Source organism: Marinifilum sp. N1E240 (assembly GCF_009295825.1).
Classification (GTDB): Bacteria; Bacteroidota; Bacteroidia; order Bacteroidales; family Marinifilaceae; genus Marinifilum_A; species Marinifilum_A sediminis.
Genome location: NZ_WHKF01000003.1, coordinates 518,682 through 538,187, shown reverse-complemented (window position 1 = coordinate 538,187; position 19,506 = coordinate 518,682). Strand labels below are relative to the sequence as shown.

Genomic DNA, 19,506 nt, shown 5'->3' with positions numbered 1-19,506 from the left:
TGCGATAGTGAATTTAAGAAATTGGTTTGAAAATTTAAATAACAAAACCCCGGTGTAGTAGAACCGGGGTTTTTGTGTGTGAAAAACGGACTGTTGTTTTTTGCAGAAAATCAACTTTGATTGATAAATTATAGGGTGATTTCCAATTCAGTGTAATCTTCTACTACTTAATACCGGAATAAGACAAAAGGTAACCCTACAATTCTATTTTTTTTACTTTTTTATTACTTGTTTAATTTTACTTAATCCCTCTAGTAAAACTGATTTTGGGCATCCAATGTTTAATCTCATATAGCCTTCACCTTCTTTGCCGAATGTAGTGCCCTTATTTAAAGCAACTTTAGCAGAATCAATCAAGATTTTATTCAATTTTTCGGTACTAATTTCAAGTTCTCTGCAATCAAGCCAAAGCAGATACGTTGCTTCAGGTTCAACCAATTTTATTTCTGGAATATTATTTTTTAGGTATTTTTTTACAAAATTGACATTAGATTCCAGGTAATCCATTAATTGCTCTAACCATTCTTTACCATTTTCATATCCAGCTTGCATAGCAATGTGTCCAAATAAATTTCCCGAATCGAGATGCATTGCAGATAATAGTTTTTCATACTGTTTTTTTAATTTCTGATTTGGAATAATAATAACGGAACTGGCTAAACCAGCTACATTAAATGTTTTTGAAGGAGCAATGCAGGTAATTGTACGTTGAGCTAAATCTTCGGATAATGAGGCAAGAGGAATGTGTTTGTAATCCGAGTAAATTAAATCTTGATGAATTTCATCTGAAATGATTAAGAAATCATATTTTCTAGCTATTTCTCCTAAGCGAAGAAGTTCATTTTTATTCCAAACTCTTCCAACCGGATTGTGTGGATTACTAAGAAGTATGGCTTTCAAACCATTTTTTGCCAAGAGTTCTAAGTTTTTAAAATCCATTTCATAAGAATTTTTTGTTCTGATTAATGGATTATAAACCAAACATCTTTCAGTATCATTTACAACATGAAAAAATGGATGATAAACCGGAGGTTGAACTGCAATTTTATCTCCTTTTTCGGTTAAGCTCATTAGTAAAAGAGAAAGAGCAGTAACAACGCCTGGGCTTGAGGAAATCCAAATTAAAGGGACATTCCATTCGTGTCTTTTTTTAAGCCAGGATTGTACACTACTAATGCAGTCATCACCACGAAAAGAATAACCATATATTTCATGATTGGCACGTTTTACAATGGCATCAGAAATGCAAGTGGGCACTTTAAAATCGGTATCGGCTACCCAAAAAGGAAGCAAATCATCCTTTCCAAAATATTGTTTAAGCTTGTCATATTTTACTGAATTGGTTTTCTTGCGGTTTATAATTTCGTCGAAATTGTATTTCATTTTTATTGTTTTAGAGACAAAGTGAATTTATAAAAAAATGTAGATTCTCTAAAGCAGTAAGAAAAATTTGTGATTCAGGCTTAAGCTGATTTAATTAGCAAAAAACTTATAGAAACATGAAAATCAATAAAAGCGGTGCAAAATATTCGGCAATTGTAGGAATTGGTGAACGAATTAGAAAAACTAGTCAGGAAACTGGGAAAGAATTTCTTTTGTTGAATCGAGGCGTGAATTCGGTTTGTAATATCGATTTAAATGCACTTGCTAAGGATATTGATTTCAATACAAATGAAATGCAAGTTTATCCTCCTGCTCAAGGGAGAAAAGAGTTAAGAATTGCAATTAATCAACACTATTTTGCAAATAAATCTGTCAATGAGAATATTGCTGTTTGTGGCGGTGGAATGTCTGCTCTCGATCTGGTTTTTCAGACCATTAAAGTTGAAAAGATTTGTCTGCCTGAATATTATTGGGGATCATATGTTCAGGTGATGACCATTAGAAATATTGAATCGGAGACTTATGAGAATTTGGAAGTATTGCAAGAGAATAGTGGGTTGTATAGTAATTCAGCTGTTGTGATTTGCGATCCGAATAATCCAATTGGAAATAAACAGGAAGATGAGACCATAATTCGTACAGCCAGATCATTAAGTGCAAAGGGAGCAATCGTTATTGTTGATTGTCCTTACAGAAGAATTTTTTGTGGAGAAGAAGATGAGTTTTTTCAAAAACTGAGTGCAATTGAAAATGTAATAATTATAGAAAGTTTTAGCAAATCTATTGGTTTAAGTGGGCAGCGACTTGGTTTTATTCATAGTGGCAATTCTGAATTTATGAATGAAATAGGCATTCGATTGATGTATGCAACGAATGGAATAAATGCTTTCTCTCAACTATTGGTTGCCAAATTACTTGATTCTGAAAAAGGGAGGAGAGTAATGAATGATTTTAAGACGGAAACTACAGAAGGAATTCGTAAAAATATTGAATACCTAAAGGAAAGGAAACTTTTGGCAGGTGAGTTTTATGTAAACTCAAAACCAATAGGGATTTTTGTAATCGTAAATAAATCGGAAGAAGAATTATTTGATGCTGGAATAGGGAGTGTTTCCCTAAGTTACTTTACCCGGGATAAGAAAGAATATTCCTCAAATTATGCAAGAATATGTGTATCGGTTCCACATGAAAAATTCAAAAAGTATTTCGGTCAGTTTTAAATATTTTTGAGCATCACATTAAGTGGTGCTTTTTTTATGGAAGATCTTTACCCGATTCAGCAAGAATTTCGATTAAACCTGAACCATGTATTCCTAGTTCCCAATAATGACGATTAATACAACCTGAATAGCAATCTCCCCATCCGTAACTGTAAATAAGATGAATATAATCTGAAGAGAGAGAGGAGATTTCAATTTGTGAACCATCTCCAGCACAGTTTAAGGCTTCGGATCCAAGAATAAATGGGAATTTTTCAAGTTGATTCGCTAGAGCCAATTGGTTAATTCCATCAAGAGAATGAACCAAATAACTTCCTTTTTCAATAGAATCTAATTTTAAATCGTACCTGTCGATAATCTGATCCAATTCCAGATAATTAGAAAAACCATATTGATGCCAATTTACTGGATACATGCTAAGTGTATCAATCCAGATATAGGAATTGTACAAATGATCCCTGCAAAGCGAATGAACATCATACTTTTTGATTTCTAAAGCAGGAACAGAAATGGAATCAATGTAAACCATTTGTAGTGCTGCTACTATTGGGGCAATATGAATTTCCTGGATATCAATAATATCCAACTCTTCCATTTCTTCATTAGTGTAGTAGTTGATACAGATTAACTTGGCATCATCTAAAAGTATCTCAAAAATGGAATCGGAAACTCTTGAATCTTGAATTATTTGCGTTGGAAAATCCGCAGTTGTTTCACTGTCACATGTATATAGTAGACATGCCCCGATTATAAGAATAAGCAGGTTGCGGTATTTCATAGATTAAAGTTAGAGACTGGTCAGGTCCGTGAATTTTATCTTTTTCGATTAGTTTTTATAACGTAAAAAGACAAGTTTTGTTGTAGTAAGTTACAACGATTTGTTTAAGAATTAAAGGTAAAATAGAGAATAGTATTTCTATTACTTAATAGAATCTTGATGAAAGATAGATTTTTAATGGTGTAAAGAGATGTTAAAAGAAAACTTTTGTATACGAAATAGAGTAGAATCTTTTACTTTTGATAACCTGTTTAAAAAAAATCAACCGTGACCATATATCAATCATTTAAAAAAGCAATTGTTTTAATTGTTGCTTTAGGAACTGTTTACCTTGTAGCTCAATTGTTTAATTACTCGAAAGTATCGGACAGAGATAAAGAACCAGAGAATAGCGAATACATGAGTCGCTATAATGTGTATGCACTTAAAACTCCTGATAAAGTAACGTTTGGGGGCGAGACTGTTCCTGTGCAAAGGTGGGATGTGAAAGAATCCTTAGATAGAGAGTTGTTGGTAAATACCTATTGGCAATCTCAAACACTTTTGTTTTTAAAGCGAGCGAATCGATATTTTCCTATTATCGAACCCATTTTAAAAGAGCAAGGAGTACCCGATGATTTTAAGTATTTAGCCTTAATAGAAAGTGGATTTGTACCAACAATAAAATCTCCTGCTGGAGCCGTGGGTGTTTGGCAATTTATGAGCGGAACAGCTAAAGATTATGGTTTGGAAGTATCTACTGAAGTTGATGAAAGATACAATATTGAAAAATCGACTATTGCAGCATGTAAGTATTTAAAACAGTCTTATCAAAAATATGGTACCTGGACTCTGGTTGCAGCTTCCTATAATGCCGGAAGAAGATTTGTTGATAAACAGTTAAAATTGCAAGATGCAGGAGAATATTACGATTTATTATTGGGGGAAGAAACGGGTAGATATGTGTATAGAATTTTAGCTATTAAAATGATAATGGAGGATCCGGCTGGTTTTGGATTTAAGTACAGAGCTTCTGATTTGTATCCGGAAATTCCTACACGAAAAATTAAAATAAAATCTCAGGTTAAGAATTTTGCTGTTTTTGCCAAGCAGAATGGGGTTAATTACAAAGTTCTGAAGAATTTTAATCCTTGGTTAAGAAAAGCTTATCTGACAAATAAATATAAAAAAGAATACGAAATTACACTTCCTGCCAAAGGATATATTAATTTTGCATTTTCTGATTATAAAACCCCTGATAAATCACTTCCAGTGAAATAATTGTCAGATTTGCTAAAAGGAGATTGTAGTTTGAGTTCGATTGATAAGAAAAATACAGAAGGTGCAGAGCAATTGGAAACCGGAAGCATTGATGTTTTTGGTGCCCGCGTTCACAACCTAAAAAATATAGATATTAGCATTCCACGAAACCAACTTTCGGTGATAACTGGATTAAGTGGTAGTGGAAAATCATCCTTGGCTTTCGATACCATTTATGCGGAAGGTCAGCGAAGATATATTGAAACGTTTTCAGCTTATGCCAGACAGTTCCTTGGTGGCATGGAACGACCTGACGTGGATAAAATTACAGGTTTAAGTCCGGTAATTTCAATCGAGCAGAAAACTACCAATAAAAATCCACGATCAACAGTTGGAACAATTACTGAACTTTACGATTTCTTGAGACTTTTATATGCAAGAGCAGGTGTTGCTTATTCATATGAAACAGGTGAGAAAATGGTGAAATACACCGATGAACAGATCATTAGTCTGATTCACGAAAAGTTTTGTGAAAAGAGAATATTGATTTTGGCTCCAGTTGTTAAAGGTCGTAAAGGGCATTACAAAGAATTATTTGAGCAAATCAGAAGAAAAGGTTTTTTATATGCTCGTGTTGATGGGGAAATTGTGGAATTGTTGCACGGTTTTAAGGTCGACAGATATAAAAATCATGATATTGAAATTCTGATTGATAAATTAGTTGTTGAAGAAGTTGGAGACAAACGATTGAAAGAATCGGTTCAGACAGCTATGAAACATGGTAAGGGAATTACCATGATTTTGGATAAAGATACCGATGAGGTGAAATATTATAGTCGTTTGTTAATGTGTCCGAGTACCGGAATTTCATATAACACACCAGCTCCGCATAGCTTTTCATTTAATTCACCACATGGCGCTTGTCCTAAATGCAAAGGCCTTGGTAGAATTAATGCCATTGATATGGAAAAGATTATTCCAGATCAGAAATTGAGCATTAAAGAGGGTGGAATTGTTCCTTTGGGAAAATACAAGAATAGTCTTATTTTTTGGCAATTGGAAGCGATTGGTCGAAAGTACAATTTCGATATGGAGACTCCAATACAAGATATTCCAGAAGAAGCTTTAAGTATTATTTTAGATGGATCAAGTGAAACTTTCAAGTTGGAAAATACACCATTGGGTTCTTCTTCGAACTATTTTTTAAGTTTCGATGGTGTTATAAAATATATCTCTAATCAGGAAAGTAATACGACATCGAAGAAAGCTAAAAAATGGGCTGAGCAATTTGTGAAAACGATGGACTGTGCATCTTGTGAAGGTCAGAGACTCAAGAGAGAAGCTTTGCACTTTCGAATTCATGATAAAAACATTGCTGAATTGGCTGCAATGGATCTGAGTTTGTTAGGGGAATGGTTTTTAAATGTAGAACAACATTTAAGCGAAAGACAAAAAACGATAGCAACCGAAATCTTAAAAGAGATTCGTTCTCGTTTGGGTTTTTTGTTAGATGTTGGACTAGAATATTTATCACTTAACAGAAGTTCAGTAACTCTTTCAGGAGGTGAATCACAGCGAATTCGTTTGGCAACTCAGATAGGCTCACAGTTGGTAAATGTTCTTTATATTCTTGATGAGCCAAGTATAGGATTGCATCAACGCGATAACGAACGATTAATTTATTCTTTGCAACAATTGCGCGATTCAGGCAACTCGGTAATCGTTGTTGAGCATGATAAGGATATGATAAAATCGGCAGATTATGTCGTAGATATGGGACCTTTTGCCGGTAAGCATGGTGGGGAAATTGTTGTTGCCGGAAGTCCAGAAGATATTGAGAAAGGTGAAAGTTTAACTGCTCAGTATTTAAATGGAGATCGTAAAATTGAGGTTCCATCAGAGCGAAGAAAAGGCAAAGGAATAGATATTAAACTGCTTGGATGCACGGGAAATAACCTTAAAAATGTAGATGTTACATTTCCGTTGGGAAAATTTATATGTGTTTCGGGTGTTTCGGGAAGTGGAAAATCAAGTTTGATTAATGGAACTTTACAACCAATTTTATCGCAGTATTTCTATCGATCTGTTAAAGATCCCTTACCTTATAAAGATTTAAAAGGAATAAAGAATATTGATAAAGTTGTTGAGGTTAATCAGGCACCTTTGGGAAAAACACCAAGATCTAATCCTGCAACTTATACTAATGTTTTTGGCGATATTCGAAAACTTTACGAGAAATTGCCTGAATCTCAAATTCGAGGCTATAAAGCTGGTCGTTTTTCGTTTAATGTAAAAGGCGGACGTTGTGAAACTTGCCAGGGAGCTGGAATTCGTTCCATCGAAATGAACTTTTTACCTGATGTTTATGTGCATTGCGACGAATGTAATGGGAAACGTTACAATCGCGAAACTCTGGAGGTTCGTTACAAAGGAAAATCAATTGGTGATGTGTTGAATATGACCATTAATCAGGCTGTTGGTTTTTTTGAAAATATTCCATCGATATTGGTGAAATTAAAAGTTCTTCAAGATGTTGGTTTGGGTTATATTACCTTAGGGCAGCCCTCAACAACTTTATCAGGAGGTGAATCACAGCGTGTTAAATTAGCTACAGAACTGGCAAAAAGAGATACAGGAAAAACAATGTATATTCTTGACGAGCCAACAACAGGTTTGCATTTTGAAGATATCAGAGTATTACTTGAGGTTTTAAACCGATTGGTTGACAAAGGAAATACTGTGATTGTAATTGAGCACAATATGGATGTGATTAAGGTTGCCGATCACGTAATTGATATTGGAAAAGAAGGTGGTAGAAACGGAGGAGAAGTTCTCTTTACAGGAACTCCGGAAGAACTTGTCGATTGTAAAGAGTCTTTTACAGCCAAATTTCTCAAAGAAGAACTGGTTTAAAATTATAAAATATAGGAATCCCCGAAAGGGGATTTTTTATGCTCTAAATTTTATTCTAGCTTAATAATTTTTAACATCCAAAAGCGAAAAGTAGAAAGCATAATTATTATCTTTAGAATGCAGTCTCGAAGAAATGAGACCTACTAAAATTGCAATTCTATGGGTAAATTAATTGATATTTATTTTGAAGATCTGGACCAAAAAAGATCTTATGCCGTAGGCACTGATCTTCAAACAATTCTTAAAGATGTAAATCCAAAATTAAAAGGTGATGTGCTTGGAGCAATGGTAAACAATAAGCTAAAAGAACTTACCTATGAAATTTATAAACCCAAAAATGTTCGTTTTATAGATCTTATTCACCCTGCTGGTAGAAGAATGTATATTCGATCACTTTGCTTTGTTTTGTATAAGGCAGTAAACGATTTGTATCCAGGTGCTGGATTTCGTTTAGAGCACTCCATATCGAATGGCTTATATTGTCGTTTAACAGATAAAAATATTGTTTTAAGCGAAGAAGATATTGCGAATATAAAAAATAGAATGCAGGAAATTATTGCTGCCGATATGCCTTTTGTTCGTGAGGAGATTGAAACCGAAAAAGCAATTGAAATTTTCGAAAGCCAGGGATTGAAGGAAAAAACGGATGTGTTTAAAACTCGTGGAAACTTGTATACATCAGTTTATCGATTGGGTGAGAATGCTGATTATTTTTACGGATTTTTAGTGCCTTCAACTGGGGTTTTGCGTGTATTTGATTTGGTACACTTTTATCGTGGAATGTTATTAATGAGTCCAAAACGAGAAGAACCTTCTGTTGTGGAATCTCAGGTTAAGCAGGAGAAAATGCTTAAAGTATTTAGTGAATACAAACGCTGGGGAAAAGTATTAAATATTTCGAATATTGGAGATTTGAACAACTATGTTGCAGGCAACAACATTTCTGAGATGATTAAAATTTCAGAAGCTCTGCACGAGAAAAAGATATCTCAGATAGCGGATAAGATTCGTAAAAAAAGAAAACGTACCAAGCTGATTTTAATTTCTGGTCCTTCATCATCAGGAAAAACAACTTTTGGCAAGCGACTGGCTATTCAATTAAAAGTAGCTGGATTAAAGCCTGTTAATCTTTCCTTAGATAATTATTTTGTGAATCGTGAGCACACTCCTTTAGATGAGAATGGTGATTATGATTTTGAAGCATTAAATGCATTGGATGTAGATCTGTTTAATAAAAACTTGGTTTCATTGTTAGCTGGTGAAGAGATTGAATTGCCAAAATTTTCATTTGAGACAGGAGCTCGGTATTACGATGGTGAAAAACTGAAAATTAGTGAAAAGCAAGTTTTGGTTGTAGAAGGAATACACGCCTTAAATCCGGAATTAACACCACTGATTGCCGATGAAGCAAAATTTAGAATTTACATTTCGGCACTAACTTCTATATCTATCGATGGACACAATAGAATTCCATCTACTGATAATAGATTGATTCGAAGAATAGTTCGGGATTATAAGTATAGAAATTATAGCGCTGCTGATACAATTAAGAGGTGGCCAAGTGTTCGTCGTGGAGAAATGAAGAATATATTTCCTTTTCAGGAAGAAGCTGACGTCATGTTTAATTCGGCATTACCTTATGAGCTTGGAGTCTTGAAAAGATATGCAGAACCAATTTTAAAAGAAGTACAGCCAAATCAACCAGAATATTCGGAGGTGAATCGTTTGCTAAAGTTTTTTAGTTACTTTTTGCCAATTTGTGATGATGAAATTCCACCAACGTCATTAATGCGGGAGTTCCTCGGAGGTAGTACTTTCGACTATTAAATTTGTTAATAACTTTTAACTTGTTAATATTACATCCTGTCCTCATTGTTAATTACTTGATAATGGAGGATGGGATTTTTTAGTTGTCAACAGCTGTATGTCTTTGAGTATAGGGTGTGACAAGTTTATTAACAAATAGTCAACAGTGTTGATAACTTGTTAATATTCTGTTGAAAACACATATTGATAGGAATGCCCGTCTTTTCAGAAACGGGCTGCAAATATAGAATAAAATATTGATGATTTGAAAGCGTAAATGCGAGTTTTTTTGAAGAAAAAATCAGATGAATATCTAACTACCTCTTCATCATACGATCTATCTCTCTCTTGCTATCTTTTTGTTTTAAACTTTCTCTTTTATCGTAGTGTTTTTTACCTCTGCAAAGAGCAATTTCCATTTTTGCAAAGCCCTTATCATTTAGAAAAAGTTTTGTAGGTATAATGGTTAAACCTGATTCTTTTGTTTTGCGATCAAGTTTATTTAATTCTTTTCGATTTAATAAAAGTTTTCGTTCTCTTTTTTCTTCGTGATTGTAGTAGGATCCAAATTTGTATTCTGAGATATGCATGCCAACTACATAGAGTTCGTTTCTGGTAAAAGTGCAAAAGGAATCTACGAGACTAGCTTTGCCAGCACGAATTGCTTTAATTTCGGTTCCAAAAAGTTGAATACCAGCTACAAATTTCTCGATAAATTCGTATTCGAAACTTGCTCGTTTATTTTTTATATTGATTTTTTGCATCGTGTAATCTTAATTTCTCTGCAAATTTAATATTTAAATTGTTACCGGAAGCTTGAATAGAATGGAAAACATCCTTTCAAAGATAAGTGGTAGCACAAGAATTAATAAACTTGCCATAATCGTGAATCCTGGTCTTTTGTTTTCTGCTATCGGTAAAAGAGGAGCGGTTCCGAGCCATAATATGCGAATAAAATACAATTCGAAAATCAAACAAAGTTGATTTAAGAAGGATTTTGCTGTAAATAAATTAGCTGAGCCATGAAAGATACAGAGAACCGAAGCGCTAAAAATCACCAATTTAAATATTACATCAGGTTTAATTTTTAATTGAAAATTTGGAGTAAGTAAAATTATAATTTTAGCTGCGCAGTAAAGTCCTAAATTAAGAGATAGGAAATCAACAAAAAAGTAAGAAATGGCAGTAAGTAAATTTTTTGAATGTATGAAAATTCCTATTCCTGAAATTAATGAAGAAATGGCAATTATAGGAAAAGCGAATTTTAAAAATAATTCACTTGTTTTATATTCTTCAGGAGTTATTCTTTCCCATTCTTGCTTAGGAGTTAAGAATAAATTTCGAAGCCTGAAAATTGAATTTAGAATGCTTTTTGATTTATATGACATTTTAAATTAGTCTTGTTTTTGTCTATCAAAATTAAACAAGCTTTTTAAAATTGAAAGATTAAAATTGAATTTTCCAGTAATTATATATGGAATCAAAACCCCATAAGGTTGGCAAAACCTATAAAGAATGCTCCCAGTAAAGCATATATGGAAAGTAATCCTATTAAAATAAAGGTAAAATAACCCGATTTTCTGTGGTCAGGAACATTTAGAATAGGAGTTATTCCTTTGTAGAGAATAAAGAAACTGTATAATCCAAAAATGGTTAAATAATTAATGGTGGGAAATAAGAAAGCAATTGAATTAAAAATAATTCCTGGAGTATAGGAAAAACCAATGAGTATAAATGCATGGTTGAAACGCTCCTTATTATCCGGTAATACAGTAAACTGTTTTACTAACCATGATGAAAGAAATATGGAAACAATTGAGAAAATAAATGTTGCAATAGCTGAGTAAAGAAACATTTGTAAATGCTCTGAGGGATTTTTTTCGAACAAAAGCAGACCAATATAGTTCGATGCCGACATCAAGAAAATTAATGGAATTAATAATTGATATAGTAATTTTTTGTAACTGATGTTTTCTTCAGCTAAAATTAAATTCCATTCTTGCTCAGGAGTTATGAATAGGCGAAAGGCATGCTTATAGGCTTGTAGCAGTGTCATATGTTCAGATGTAGTTAGTGATTTCAAAAAACTTAAAGTAATTTTGTGGCTGAATCTTACATTCAGACTAATTGTAAGATAAACATTATCTTGATAAAGAAAAACCGGTAATTGTCAGTAGGTTACGACAAGCCGAAAAAATATTTGAAATGCAATACAATTTATTGGTTGTTTTAGGAGCTACAGCTACCGGAAAAACGAGTTTGGCAGTTAATTTGGCGAAAGAGTTTAGTGGGGAGATTATAAGTGCAGATTCGCGCCAAATTTATCGCGGAATGGACTTGGGAACTGGTAAAGATATTGAAGAGTATGTAATTGATGGCACGCCAATTCCTTATCACTTGATTGATATTGTGGATGCAGGTTACAAGTACAATGTGTTTGAATTTCAGAGAGATTTTGTTAGTGCATTTGAAGATATTACGCAACGAAAAAAATTGCCTGTTGTCTGTGGGGGAACTGGAATGTATCTTGAGGCTGTTTTAAAAGGTTATAAGTTGATTGCCGTGCCCAATGATGAGGTTTTCAGGGAGGAAATGAAAGGGAAAACAATAGAAGAATTAGAGGTGATTCTGCGTTCGTATAAAGAGTTACATAATAATAGCGACATAGAAACGAAGAAACGTGCCATCAGAGCTATTGAAATTGAACGTTATTATGCTTCCAATCCTCAAATTGATATGTCCTACCCTCAAATGAACCCTTTATTAGTTGGAATTAAATTTGATAGAGAAAGTAGAAGAGATAGGATTAGTTTTAGACTAAAACAAAGACTAAAAGAAGGAATGATTGAAGAGGTTCAATCGCTTCTAAAATCGGGTGTTTCGGCGGATGATCTAATTTATTATGGACTTGAATATAAGTTTTTAACTCAATATGCAATAGGGCAGATTTCTTACGATGAAATGTTCTCGGGTTTAGAGGTTGCCATTCATCAATTTGCCAAACGACAAATGACTTGGTTTCGAAAAATGGAACGAAGTGGTAGTGATATTAAATGGTTGGATGGATATATGCCTCTTGATGAAAAAATTGATCAGGTTAAAGAGTGGTTTTCTGTTTAAAATAGATGATTTTCCAAATCTTTAAACTGAACACGCTTAATTCCTAACTTGTCCCAATTGGAGAATGGTAAAGGAATATTTGGAAGCTCCTTAATTGCATCTTCAATAACATAAACTTCATAGTTTCGTTGAGCCAATCCAATAGCTGCCTGATCAACACAAACATTGGTGGTTACGCCATATACAAAAATCTTTTTTGGAGAAAGTTGCTGTAGGATATTTTCGGTATTAGGATTTCCTTCGAAAACATTAAAAGCATCTTTGCGAATTATGATGTTACGTTTAGTGACGATTTTCTTAACTTTTGAAAGATCGTAGGATTTATTCCATAAAACTTCAGAGAAAGATTCGGAAGGTTTGGTTTCTGTAATGTATTCTGCGCCTTCAGTTCCTGCCATGCAGTGTTCTGGAAATGTATTCACAAAATCAGGCTTATCTGCTAACTCTTTCGAATTAGTGTAATGATGATCTGCTGTGTTTACAACTTGAATGTTGAGCTTGCTCGCCAAGCTTGTAATTTTGTGGAGAGTTGCCTGTATTTCTTCAGCTCCAGGAGCATATAACTTACCATCTTTACTCATGAAATCGACTTGAGTATCAACATTCCAAAATAAGATGTCTTTTGTAAACATATTAATGTGATTTTGTTTCTGTAAAAATACAACGGAGTAAAATTAAATCAAAATTTGCAGTTGTGTATTCAATATTTATATCGGAAAATTATACCTTTTTATCATGGTATTTGCAATCGATAACGAATAAGTTTCCTGTCCACCTTATTCTTTTTTACCTTAAATTTTGAAATAAAGAAAACACCAATTAATGAATAACATAAAATCTATATCTAGTAGTAGGGTGATTTCCCATATACTGTTTTGGGTTGTGGCTATTGTTCTATTTTTATTTACCATGTTTGTGGCAAGTAATTTTAAGAATGTATTAAAGCCAGAACCTGTATTAATGACATTGGTTTTTAACTTGTGTTTTGCTTCGGCAGTTTATATAAATTTATTAGTTCTATTTCCATATTTATTTAAAAAGCAAAGGTACTTTCTCTATATTATCTCTGTACTTGGGCTTGTTTCATTAACAGCTTTTGTAATTGATTTCTTACTGGTTTATCCGTTCAATAGTTTTGTGCATAATGAAAAGATTTTTGAAGAAATGACATTTGTTGTTTGGATAAATTTCACCATTTTCACATTGATTTATGTTAGTGTTACCACCTTTTTTTCGATGATGAGAGAATGGTTTGTACTTCAAAAAATTTTGGATAAGGTTCACAAGATTGAAAAGGAGAAATTGGAGGCGGAGCTGAAGGTTTTAAAATCTCAGATTAACCCTCATTTTTTATTCAATACATTAAATAATTTGTACTCGCTTACGTTAGATAAATCGGATAAGGCACCCAATTTAGTGTTGAAATTATCTGATATGATGAGGTATATTTTATACGAATGTAACGATAAGTATGTATTGCTCGAAAAAGAATTGGATTTTGTAAGGAATTATCTGGATCTTCAGAAGATAAGATTGGATGAAGCCACTCCTGTGAAAATTGATGTAAAAGGTAATACATCTCAAAATAAAATTGCTCCCTTGCTGTTTGAACCATTAATTGAGAATGCATTTAAGCATGGAGCTTATGGGAGAAATAACAATGGCTTTATAGATATTCTTTTTAATTTCGAAGAAAGAGATCGTATGGAATTGTCGATTCAAAATCGATATGATGAGAATTGGCAGGCAGAGGATGGAAAAAACAAAGGAATTGGGTTAAAAAATGTAAAGCGAAGACTGGAGTTATTGTATCCGGAAAAGCACAGCTTAGATATTTCTAAAGAGGAAAATCTATTTACGGTTGTTTTAAAAATTGATTTATCTTAAGTTTAACTTAAGAAGATAAAATAAAAATATATGAAGTTGAAGTGCTTAATTATAGACGATGAGCCTCTGGCGCAAAGAGTATTGGAAAAGTATATCTCTGAATTGTCGAATTTAGAACTTAAGGGTAAATGTAGCGATGCTATTGAAGCCATGGAAGTGCTTCAAGATGAGCCGATGGATCTGATTTTTTTGGATATTAACATGCCTCGTTTGAGCGGAATTAATTTCCTGAAATCATATAAAAATCCACCAATGGTTATTATAACTACGGCCTATACCGAATATGCGCTAGAGAGTTATGAGCTAAATGTATTGGATTATTTAAAAAAGCCATTCTCATTTGAACGATTTTTACAAGCTGTGCAAAAGGCTGAAGAAAAAATGAAAGCTCCTGCAGAAGCAACAGAAACTGTAAAAGACGAACGTGAGTATATTTTTGTAAAGGCAAATAAAAAAACGATCAATATTAAACTGGATTCGATTCAATATGTTGAAGCATTGGGCGATTATGTGAAAATTTACACCAATGAAGGACATGTTGTAACCTATCAATCTTTAAAGGGAATTGAACGCTTGTTGCCCTCTTTAAAGTTTTATAGAATTCATAAATCATACATTGTATCGTTATCAAAAATAAAATCGATAGAAGGAAATATGGTGCACATGGAGAAAGGTACCATACCTATAGGAAATAATTACAAACAGGGATTCTTTCAAAGAATTCATCCTGTGTAGTTTTTATAATCAAGTCTGTTTTAAAAAGAACCGAGTTCAGCGTCGGTTCTTTTTTTTTGTTTAAATAAACTGGAGAAAGGATTTTGTAATACAGTATGCTGTTGATTATTAAGATGAATTTGAACTTTCACACTTAAAGATTTAGTTTGTTTTTAAATATAATAAATTGATCTATGTTCAGAATAGACTGTATAAGGAAGGAGCAGGAAGAAGATATTGTAAAAATCATGCTTGATTTTACTCCCTTTTTGTTAAATTTAGGCTTTAATAATTTGAATCCGATCAATATTAAATTTTAAAACTATGAACAGACGTACCATTTCTCGTTATACCCTTGTTCTTTTCGCACTTGCGATTGGCTTTGTAGCATGTAAGCCTGTAGATAAAAAGAAGGACGGGCAAACAGTTAAGCCTTTACTTAAAAAAGCTATTGAAAGCGAAATTAAAGATGTGGTTTACCCACTTCCTACTGCTTTCGAATTAACATCGATGTTGAATAGAATTGGAGCTGATTATATCCTTGGATTATCGAACTCTACAGAAAATGCAGATAAATATTTCACTGAAAAAGCAAGAGCTTTAAATTTAGGTGTATATAGTGCTGATTTAAGTTACGCAAGTACTTATAATCGTAAGCAAGAAACCATGTTGTTTCTAAAAGCATCAAAAACTTTAATTGATAATTTGGAAATTACTGGTTCTTACAATGAAACTCTTGTTGAAGATGTTGAGCAGAATCTTGATGATAAAGATCAATTGGTGAAAATCATTACCAACTCTTTCTACGATACTTATGAGTTTTTAAATAAGAATGGAAAAGCTAATCTTTCCCTTTTGGTTGTAAGTGGTAGTTTTATCGAAGGATTGTATATTTCTACTCACATTTCTGAGAATACATATTCAAATCCTGAAATTGTAAAAGTAATTTTTGATCAGAAAGAATCTCTAGAAAAATTATTACAAGTTCTTGAACCAGAAAAGAAAGATCCTAATGTGGCTGCATTAATTACAGAATTATCTGGATTAAAAGCGAGCTATGATAAGATTGTAGAAGGTAAAATGACTGAAGATCAGTTAAACGAAATTATTGCTAGCGTTGCTAAATTAAGAAATGGCATTGTACAGTAATTTGTATAACTATTAAGATATTGGAACTGCCTCTCTTTTTGAGTGGCAGTTTTTTTATGCCAACAAGCTTGTTATGCTTCTGTTTGTTTGGAAATAAATTGTAATTTTAAGAACAGTCTCAATAAAGAACAATAAAATCCTTAATTGTAAATGGGGGAATCGATACTAAATGCTCTTATGCACCTTTTTGCCATAGTTGCGAATGCTAAGGAAGAAGGTATTTCTGGAAAAGGAAAAAGAATTGTAGAAAGTTTCTTGAGTCGATATGTGAAAGCTGAGATTCAGGATGAATACTTGCACCTGTTTGAGAATTACTCCGAATTTTACAAACGTGAAATGGAATATCAAACCATGGCGCATTCCCGACAGACCGATATTTTATCACTGACTGAGGCATCTAAAGTTTGTACTAAAATTAAGGCTGAATTGGTGCAGGAGGAGAGATTAATTGTTCTTATGCGCCTTTTGGAGTTTGTTTATGAGGATAAAGTTGTAAGTGAAAGCGAGTTCGAATTTATTAGTATTGTTGCAGAAAACTTTAAGATTCCACGTTCTGAATTTATCAACTGTTTGGCTTTTGTTTGGGGAGATACATTGGATGAATTTGATAAAAGTAAATTTCTGATAATAGATAATAAGGTTACAGAGTGGTCGGATAATCTTTCCTGGTTCATGAAAAAAGAACCTAAAAAAGTAGATTCGGATTACAAGCATTTATATTGCGAGAACTTATATGGTCGAATAATAGTAATGTACGCCCAAAGTGTTAATCTTTTGGTATTTAAATACGAGGGAGAATTGAATCTTTACCTCGAAGGGAATAAAATTATTTCAGAAAAAACATATCAATTGAGTAATGGTTCTATAATTAAAGGACCCAATATTCGCTCAATTTATTACTCAGATATTGCCGGGCAATTTTTAAAAGAAGAATCACAAGAGAAAATCATTTTTACGGCTAAGGATATTGAGTTTAAGTTTCGGAATTCCAATAATGGAATTCACAAATTCAATATTTCAGAGGAAAGTGGTCAGCTGATTGGAATTATGGGAGGTAGTGGAGTTGGAAAATCTACTTTGCTAAATGTGCTGAATGGAAATTTGACTCTTAATAATGGTGAAATTAGAATTAATGATTTTGATATTCATCGTAATCGGGTTGCTGTTCAGGGCTTAATTGGTTTTGTTCCTCAGGATGATTTATTGATAGAAGAGCTGTCGGTGTTTCAGAATCTATACTACAATGCGAAGCTTTGTTTTAAAGATTTTTCGGAAATTCAGATTTTAAAAACGGTTCTGAAAATGCTTCAGGATCTCGGTTTGTATGAAGCTCGAGATTTAAAAGTTGGAAATCCTCTGAATAAATTCATTAGTGGAGGTCAGCGAAAAAGATTGAATATTGGCTTGGAGTTAATGCGAGAACCAGCAATTCTTTTGGTTGATGAGCCAACTTCCGGATTGTCATCAACTGATTCGGAAATGGTGATGAATCTTTTAAAGCAGCAAACTTTAAAAGGAAAATTGGTGGTTGCTAATATTCATCAGCCATCATCCGATATCTTTAAAATGTTCGATAAACTTTGGATACTTGATAGAGGTGGATATCCTATTTACAATGGAAATCCAATTGATGCCATTGTTTATTTTAAGACACAAAATTCCCAGGTAAATGCTTCAGAGAGTGAATGTGTGACTTGTGGAAATGTGAATCCTGATCAAATTTTACAAATTGTAGAAACAAAATTGATTGATGATCAGGGGAAGCCAACAAGAGATCGACGAGTGCTTCCATCGGAATGGTACGAGAAATATCAAGATAATATTGAGTCAAATCATTTACCATTAAGAGCAGATAAAAAATTGCCGCAAAGTGACTTTAAAATTCCGGGAAGAATTAAGCAATTCTCCATTTTTTGGATTCGAAATGTGCTTTCTAAATTGACCAATAAACAGTATCTCATTATCAACTTGTTTGAGGCACCACTTTTGGCAATAATACTGGGTTACTTCACCAAGTATACTACCAATGGAGCTTATGTGTTTGGCGAGAATAAAAACTTTCCGGTCTTCCTGTTTATGGCTGTTGTAGTATCCATGTTTCTGGGTTTAACCGTAAGTGCCGAGGAAATAATACGTGATAAAAAACTCCTACAAAGAGAGAAGTTTTTGAATTTGTGCAGGATCAGTTACCTCACATCTAAAATCATGTTTTTGTTTGTTTTGTCAGCCATACAATCCATAACTTTTGTGATTTTGGGTAATTTTATTCTCGATATTGAGGGTATGACTTTAACCTATTGGCTTGTACTATTTACAACGGCATGTTTCTCCAATTTGGTAGGATTAAATATTTCAGCAGGCTTAAATTCTGTAATTACCATTTACATTTTAATTCCTTTGATATTGGTTCCTCAATTGTTGTTAGGAGGTGCCATGATAAAATTTGATGATTTGCATTATGGGGTTACCGACAAGGTGTATGTGCCTATTGTAGGCGATTTTATGACGACCCGATGGACTTATGAAGCATTGGCTGTGGCGCAGTTTAAGAATAACGAATTCGAAAAACACTTTTTTGAAAATGAGAAAGGCATTAGTGATGCATCTTTTAAGACTTCATTTCTGATACCTAAAATAGAATCCATATTGTTGAATTGTGAACGTAGTGTTGAATTTGAGAAAGATGTGGAAAAAACGGGATCTCATTTTGAAATGCTAAGAAACGAAATTACAAAATTGGCTGAGGATGCCGGGATGGATATTTTCCCAGAATTAGAACAGCTGAATATGAATGATTTTAGTTTGAATGTGGCAGAGCAAACCAAGAGTTTTCTGGATCAGGTTGAGCTGTATTATATGGGAATGAGTAGTGAATCGGGTTATAAAAAGGATTTTGAGTATTCTCGTTTGGTGGATTCTTTAGGACGTGATGGAGTTTATGAATTCAAACAGAAGTATCACAATCAGGCATTAGCCGATTTGGTTTTGAATCGAACCGAAGTGAATAAAATGATAGAAATTGACTATAAGTTGATTCAAAAGAAAGATCCGATTTTTATGTCGCCAGATTCCAAATTTGGGCGATCGCATTTTTACTCACACGTAAAACGAGTAGGTCCTTTTTATGTAGATACCTATTGGTTTAATCTGGCTGTTGTTTGGTTGGGGACAATTTTCTTATTCTTTACGCTTTGGGCAGATATTCTCCGAAAAATGATGAACTACTTTGAGAGTATTAAATTGGTTAGAAGAGAGAAGCGAAGAAAATAAATATACAGTAAAGACACAGCATCGCTG

15 protein-coding genes are annotated in these 19,506 nt (G+C 33.3%); 10 read left to right on the top strand and 5 right to left on the bottom strand.

Annotation, left to right across the window (positions count from 1 at the left end; all coding sequences use genetic code 11):
* Positions 1 to 213: 213 nt before the first annotated feature.
* Entirely contained in the window at positions 214 to 1,383 is a 1,170-nt protein-coding gene (locus GCQ56_RS11175; protein ID WP_152734536.1) for a MalY/PatB family protein, read from the bottom strand.
* A gap of 116 nt (positions 1,384 to 1,499) precedes the next feature.
* On the opposite strand from GCQ56_RS11175, the gene GCQ56_RS11170 reads away from it, so the two are divergent.
* A complete protein-coding gene (locus tag GCQ56_RS11170; protein ID WP_152734535.1) occupies positions 1,500 to 2,603 on the top strand; it encodes a pyridoxal phosphate-dependent aminotransferase in 1,104 nt (367 codons plus the stop codon).
* Between the two features lie 34 nt (positions 2,604 to 2,637).
* Here GCQ56_RS11170 and GCQ56_RS11165 read toward each other — a convergent pair whose 3' ends face one another.
* The gene (locus GCQ56_RS11165) at positions 2,638 to 3,381 is read right to left on the bottom strand and encodes a hypothetical protein (RefSeq protein ID WP_152734534.1); all 744 of its coding nucleotides are present in this window, start codon (positions 3,379 to 3,381) and stop codon (positions 2,638 to 2,640) included.
* A 267-nt stretch (positions 3,382 to 3,648) separates the two neighbouring features.
* Here GCQ56_RS11165 and GCQ56_RS11160 point away from each other — a divergent pair, with 267 nt between their 5' ends.
* The 3 genes from GCQ56_RS11160 (at position 3,649) to GCQ56_RS11150 (ending at position 9,360) form a co-directional block, all read left to right on the top strand.
* A complete protein-coding gene (locus tag GCQ56_RS11160; protein ID WP_299994400.1) occupies positions 3,649 to 4,641 on the top strand; it encodes a lytic transglycosylase domain-containing protein in 993 nt (330 codons plus the stop codon).
* A 30-nt stretch (positions 4,642 to 4,671) separates the two neighbouring features.
* Positions 4,672 to 7,533: an excinuclease ABC subunit UvrA gene (gene uvrA, locus GCQ56_RS11155; RefSeq protein WP_227006053.1), complete on the top strand. Its 2,862-nt coding sequence runs from the start codon at positions 4,672 to 4,674 to the stop codon at positions 7,531 to 7,533.
* Positions 7,534 to 7,692: 159 nt separating this feature from the next.
* A complete protein-coding gene (locus GCQ56_RS11150) occupies positions 7,693 to 9,360 on the top strand; it encodes a nucleoside kinase (RefSeq protein WP_152734533.1) in 1,668 nt (555 codons plus the stop codon).
* 296 nt (positions 9,361 to 9,656) lie between these two features.
* On the opposite strand, the gene smpB is transcribed toward GCQ56_RS11150, so the two are convergent.
* Positions 9,657 to 10,103 carry an SsrA-binding protein gene (gene smpB / locus GCQ56_RS11145; protein ID WP_152734532.1) on the bottom strand — a complete coding sequence of 149 codons (447 nt, stop codon included), beginning with the start codon at positions 10,101 to 10,103 and terminating at the stop codon, positions 9,657 to 9,659.
* Between the two features lie 415 nt (positions 10,104 to 10,518).
* Here smpB and GCQ56_RS11140 point away from each other — a divergent pair, with 415 nt between their 5' ends.
* Positions 10,519 to 10,737, top strand: coding sequence for a hypothetical protein (locus GCQ56_RS11140; RefSeq protein ID WP_152734531.1), 219 nt, complete (start codon positions 10,519 to 10,521; stop codon positions 10,735 to 10,737).
* An 82-nt stretch (positions 10,738 to 10,819) separates the two neighbouring features.
* Here the strand turns inward: GCQ56_RS11140 and GCQ56_RS11135 are convergent, their stop codons facing one another.
* Positions 10,820 to 11,395 carry a Yip1 family protein gene (locus tag GCQ56_RS11135; RefSeq protein ID WP_152734530.1) on the bottom strand — a complete coding sequence of 192 codons (576 nt, stop codon included), beginning with the start codon at positions 11,393 to 11,395 and terminating at the stop codon, positions 10,820 to 10,822.
* 149 nt (positions 11,396 to 11,544) lie between these two features.
* Here GCQ56_RS11135 and miaA point away from each other — a divergent pair, with 149 nt between their 5' ends.
* A complete protein-coding gene (gene miaA, locus GCQ56_RS11130; protein WP_152734529.1) occupies positions 11,545 to 12,459 on the top strand; it encodes a tRNA (adenosine(37)-N6)-dimethylallyltransferase MiaA in 915 nt (304 codons plus the stop codon).
* Here miaA and GCQ56_RS11125 read toward each other — a convergent pair.
* Positions 12,456 to 13,091: a cysteine hydrolase family protein gene (locus GCQ56_RS11125; RefSeq protein ID WP_152734528.1), complete on the bottom strand. Its 636-nt coding sequence runs from the start codon at positions 13,089 to 13,091 to the stop codon at positions 12,456 to 12,458. The genes miaA and GCQ56_RS11125 overlap by 4 nt on opposite strands.
* Positions 13,092 to 13,281: 190 nt before the next feature.
* Here GCQ56_RS11125 and GCQ56_RS11120 point away from each other — a divergent pair, with 190 nt between their 5' ends.
* The 4 genes from GCQ56_RS11120 (at position 13,282) to GCQ56_RS11105 (ending at position 19,479) form a co-directional block, all read left to right on the top strand.
* Entirely contained in the window at positions 13,282 to 14,346 is a 1,065-nt protein-coding gene (locus GCQ56_RS11120; RefSeq protein WP_152734527.1) for a sensor histidine kinase, read from the top strand.
* 30 nt (positions 14,347 to 14,376) lie between these two features.
* Positions 14,377 to 15,081 carry a LytTR family DNA-binding domain-containing protein gene (locus GCQ56_RS11115; RefSeq protein ID WP_227006052.1) on the top strand — a complete coding sequence of 235 codons (705 nt, stop codon included), beginning with the start codon at positions 14,377 to 14,379 and terminating at the stop codon, positions 15,079 to 15,081.
* A gap of 303 nt (positions 15,082 to 15,384) precedes the next feature.
* On the top strand, positions 15,385 to 16,209 hold the full coding sequence (locus GCQ56_RS11110) for a hypothetical protein (RefSeq protein ID WP_152734526.1): 825 nt from the start codon (positions 15,385 to 15,387) through the stop codon (positions 16,207 to 16,209).
* A gap of 150 nt (positions 16,210 to 16,359) precedes the next feature.
* Entirely contained in the window at positions 16,360 to 19,479 is a 3,120-nt protein-coding gene (locus tag GCQ56_RS11105; RefSeq protein ID WP_152734525.1) for an ATP-binding cassette domain-containing protein, read from the top strand.
* The last annotated feature ends 27 nt before the right edge of the window (positions 19,480 to 19,506 follow it).

Bases quoted from the DNA above. Each gene is read 5' to 3' on its own strand.
- GCQ56_RS11150 (WP_152734533.1), top strand. From the start codon at position 7,693: ATGGGTAAATTAATTGATATTTATTTTGAAGATCTGGACCAAAAAAGA.
- GCQ56_RS11170 (WP_152734535.1), top strand. From the start codon at position 1,500: ATGAAAATCAATAAAAGCGGTGCAAAATATTCGGCAATTGTAGGAATT.
- GCQ56_RS11135 (WP_152734530.1), bottom strand. From the start codon at position 11,395: ATGACACTGCTACAAGCCTATAAGCATGCCTTTCGCCTATTCATAACT.
- miaA (WP_152734529.1), top strand. From the start codon at position 11,545: ATGCAATACAATTTATTGGTTGTTTTAGGAGCTACAGCTACCGGAAAA.
- GCQ56_RS11115 (WP_227006052.1), top strand. From the start codon at position 14,377: ATGAAGTTGAAGTGCTTAATTATAGACGATGAGCCTCTGGCGCAAAGA.
- GCQ56_RS11125 (WP_152734528.1), bottom strand. From the start codon at position 13,091: ATGTTTACAAAAGACATCTTATTTTGGAATGTTGATACTCAAGTCGAT.
- GCQ56_RS11165 (WP_152734534.1), bottom strand. From the start codon at position 3,381: ATGAAATACCGCAACCTGCTTATTCTTATAATCGGGGCATGTCTACTA.
- GCQ56_RS11120 (WP_152734527.1), top strand. From the start codon at position 13,282: ATGAATAACATAAAATCTATATCTAGTAGTAGGGTGATTTCCCATATA.
- GCQ56_RS11110 (WP_152734526.1), top strand. From the start codon at position 15,385: ATGAACAGACGTACCATTTCTCGTTATACCCTTGTTCTTTTCGCACTT.
- GCQ56_RS11105 (WP_152734525.1), top strand. From the start codon at position 16,360: ATGGGGGAATCGATACTAAATGCTCTTATGCACCTTTTTGCCATAGTT.
- GCQ56_RS11140 (WP_152734531.1), top strand. From the start codon at position 10,519: ATGGCAGTAAGTAAATTTTTTGAATGTATGAAAATTCCTATTCCTGAA.
- smpB (WP_152734532.1), bottom strand. From the start codon at position 10,103: ATGCAAAAAATCAATATAAAAAATAAACGAGCAAGTTTCGAATACGAA.
- GCQ56_RS11175 (WP_152734536.1), bottom strand. From the start codon at position 1,383: ATGAAATACAATTTCGACGAAATTATAAACCGCAAGAAAACCAATTCA.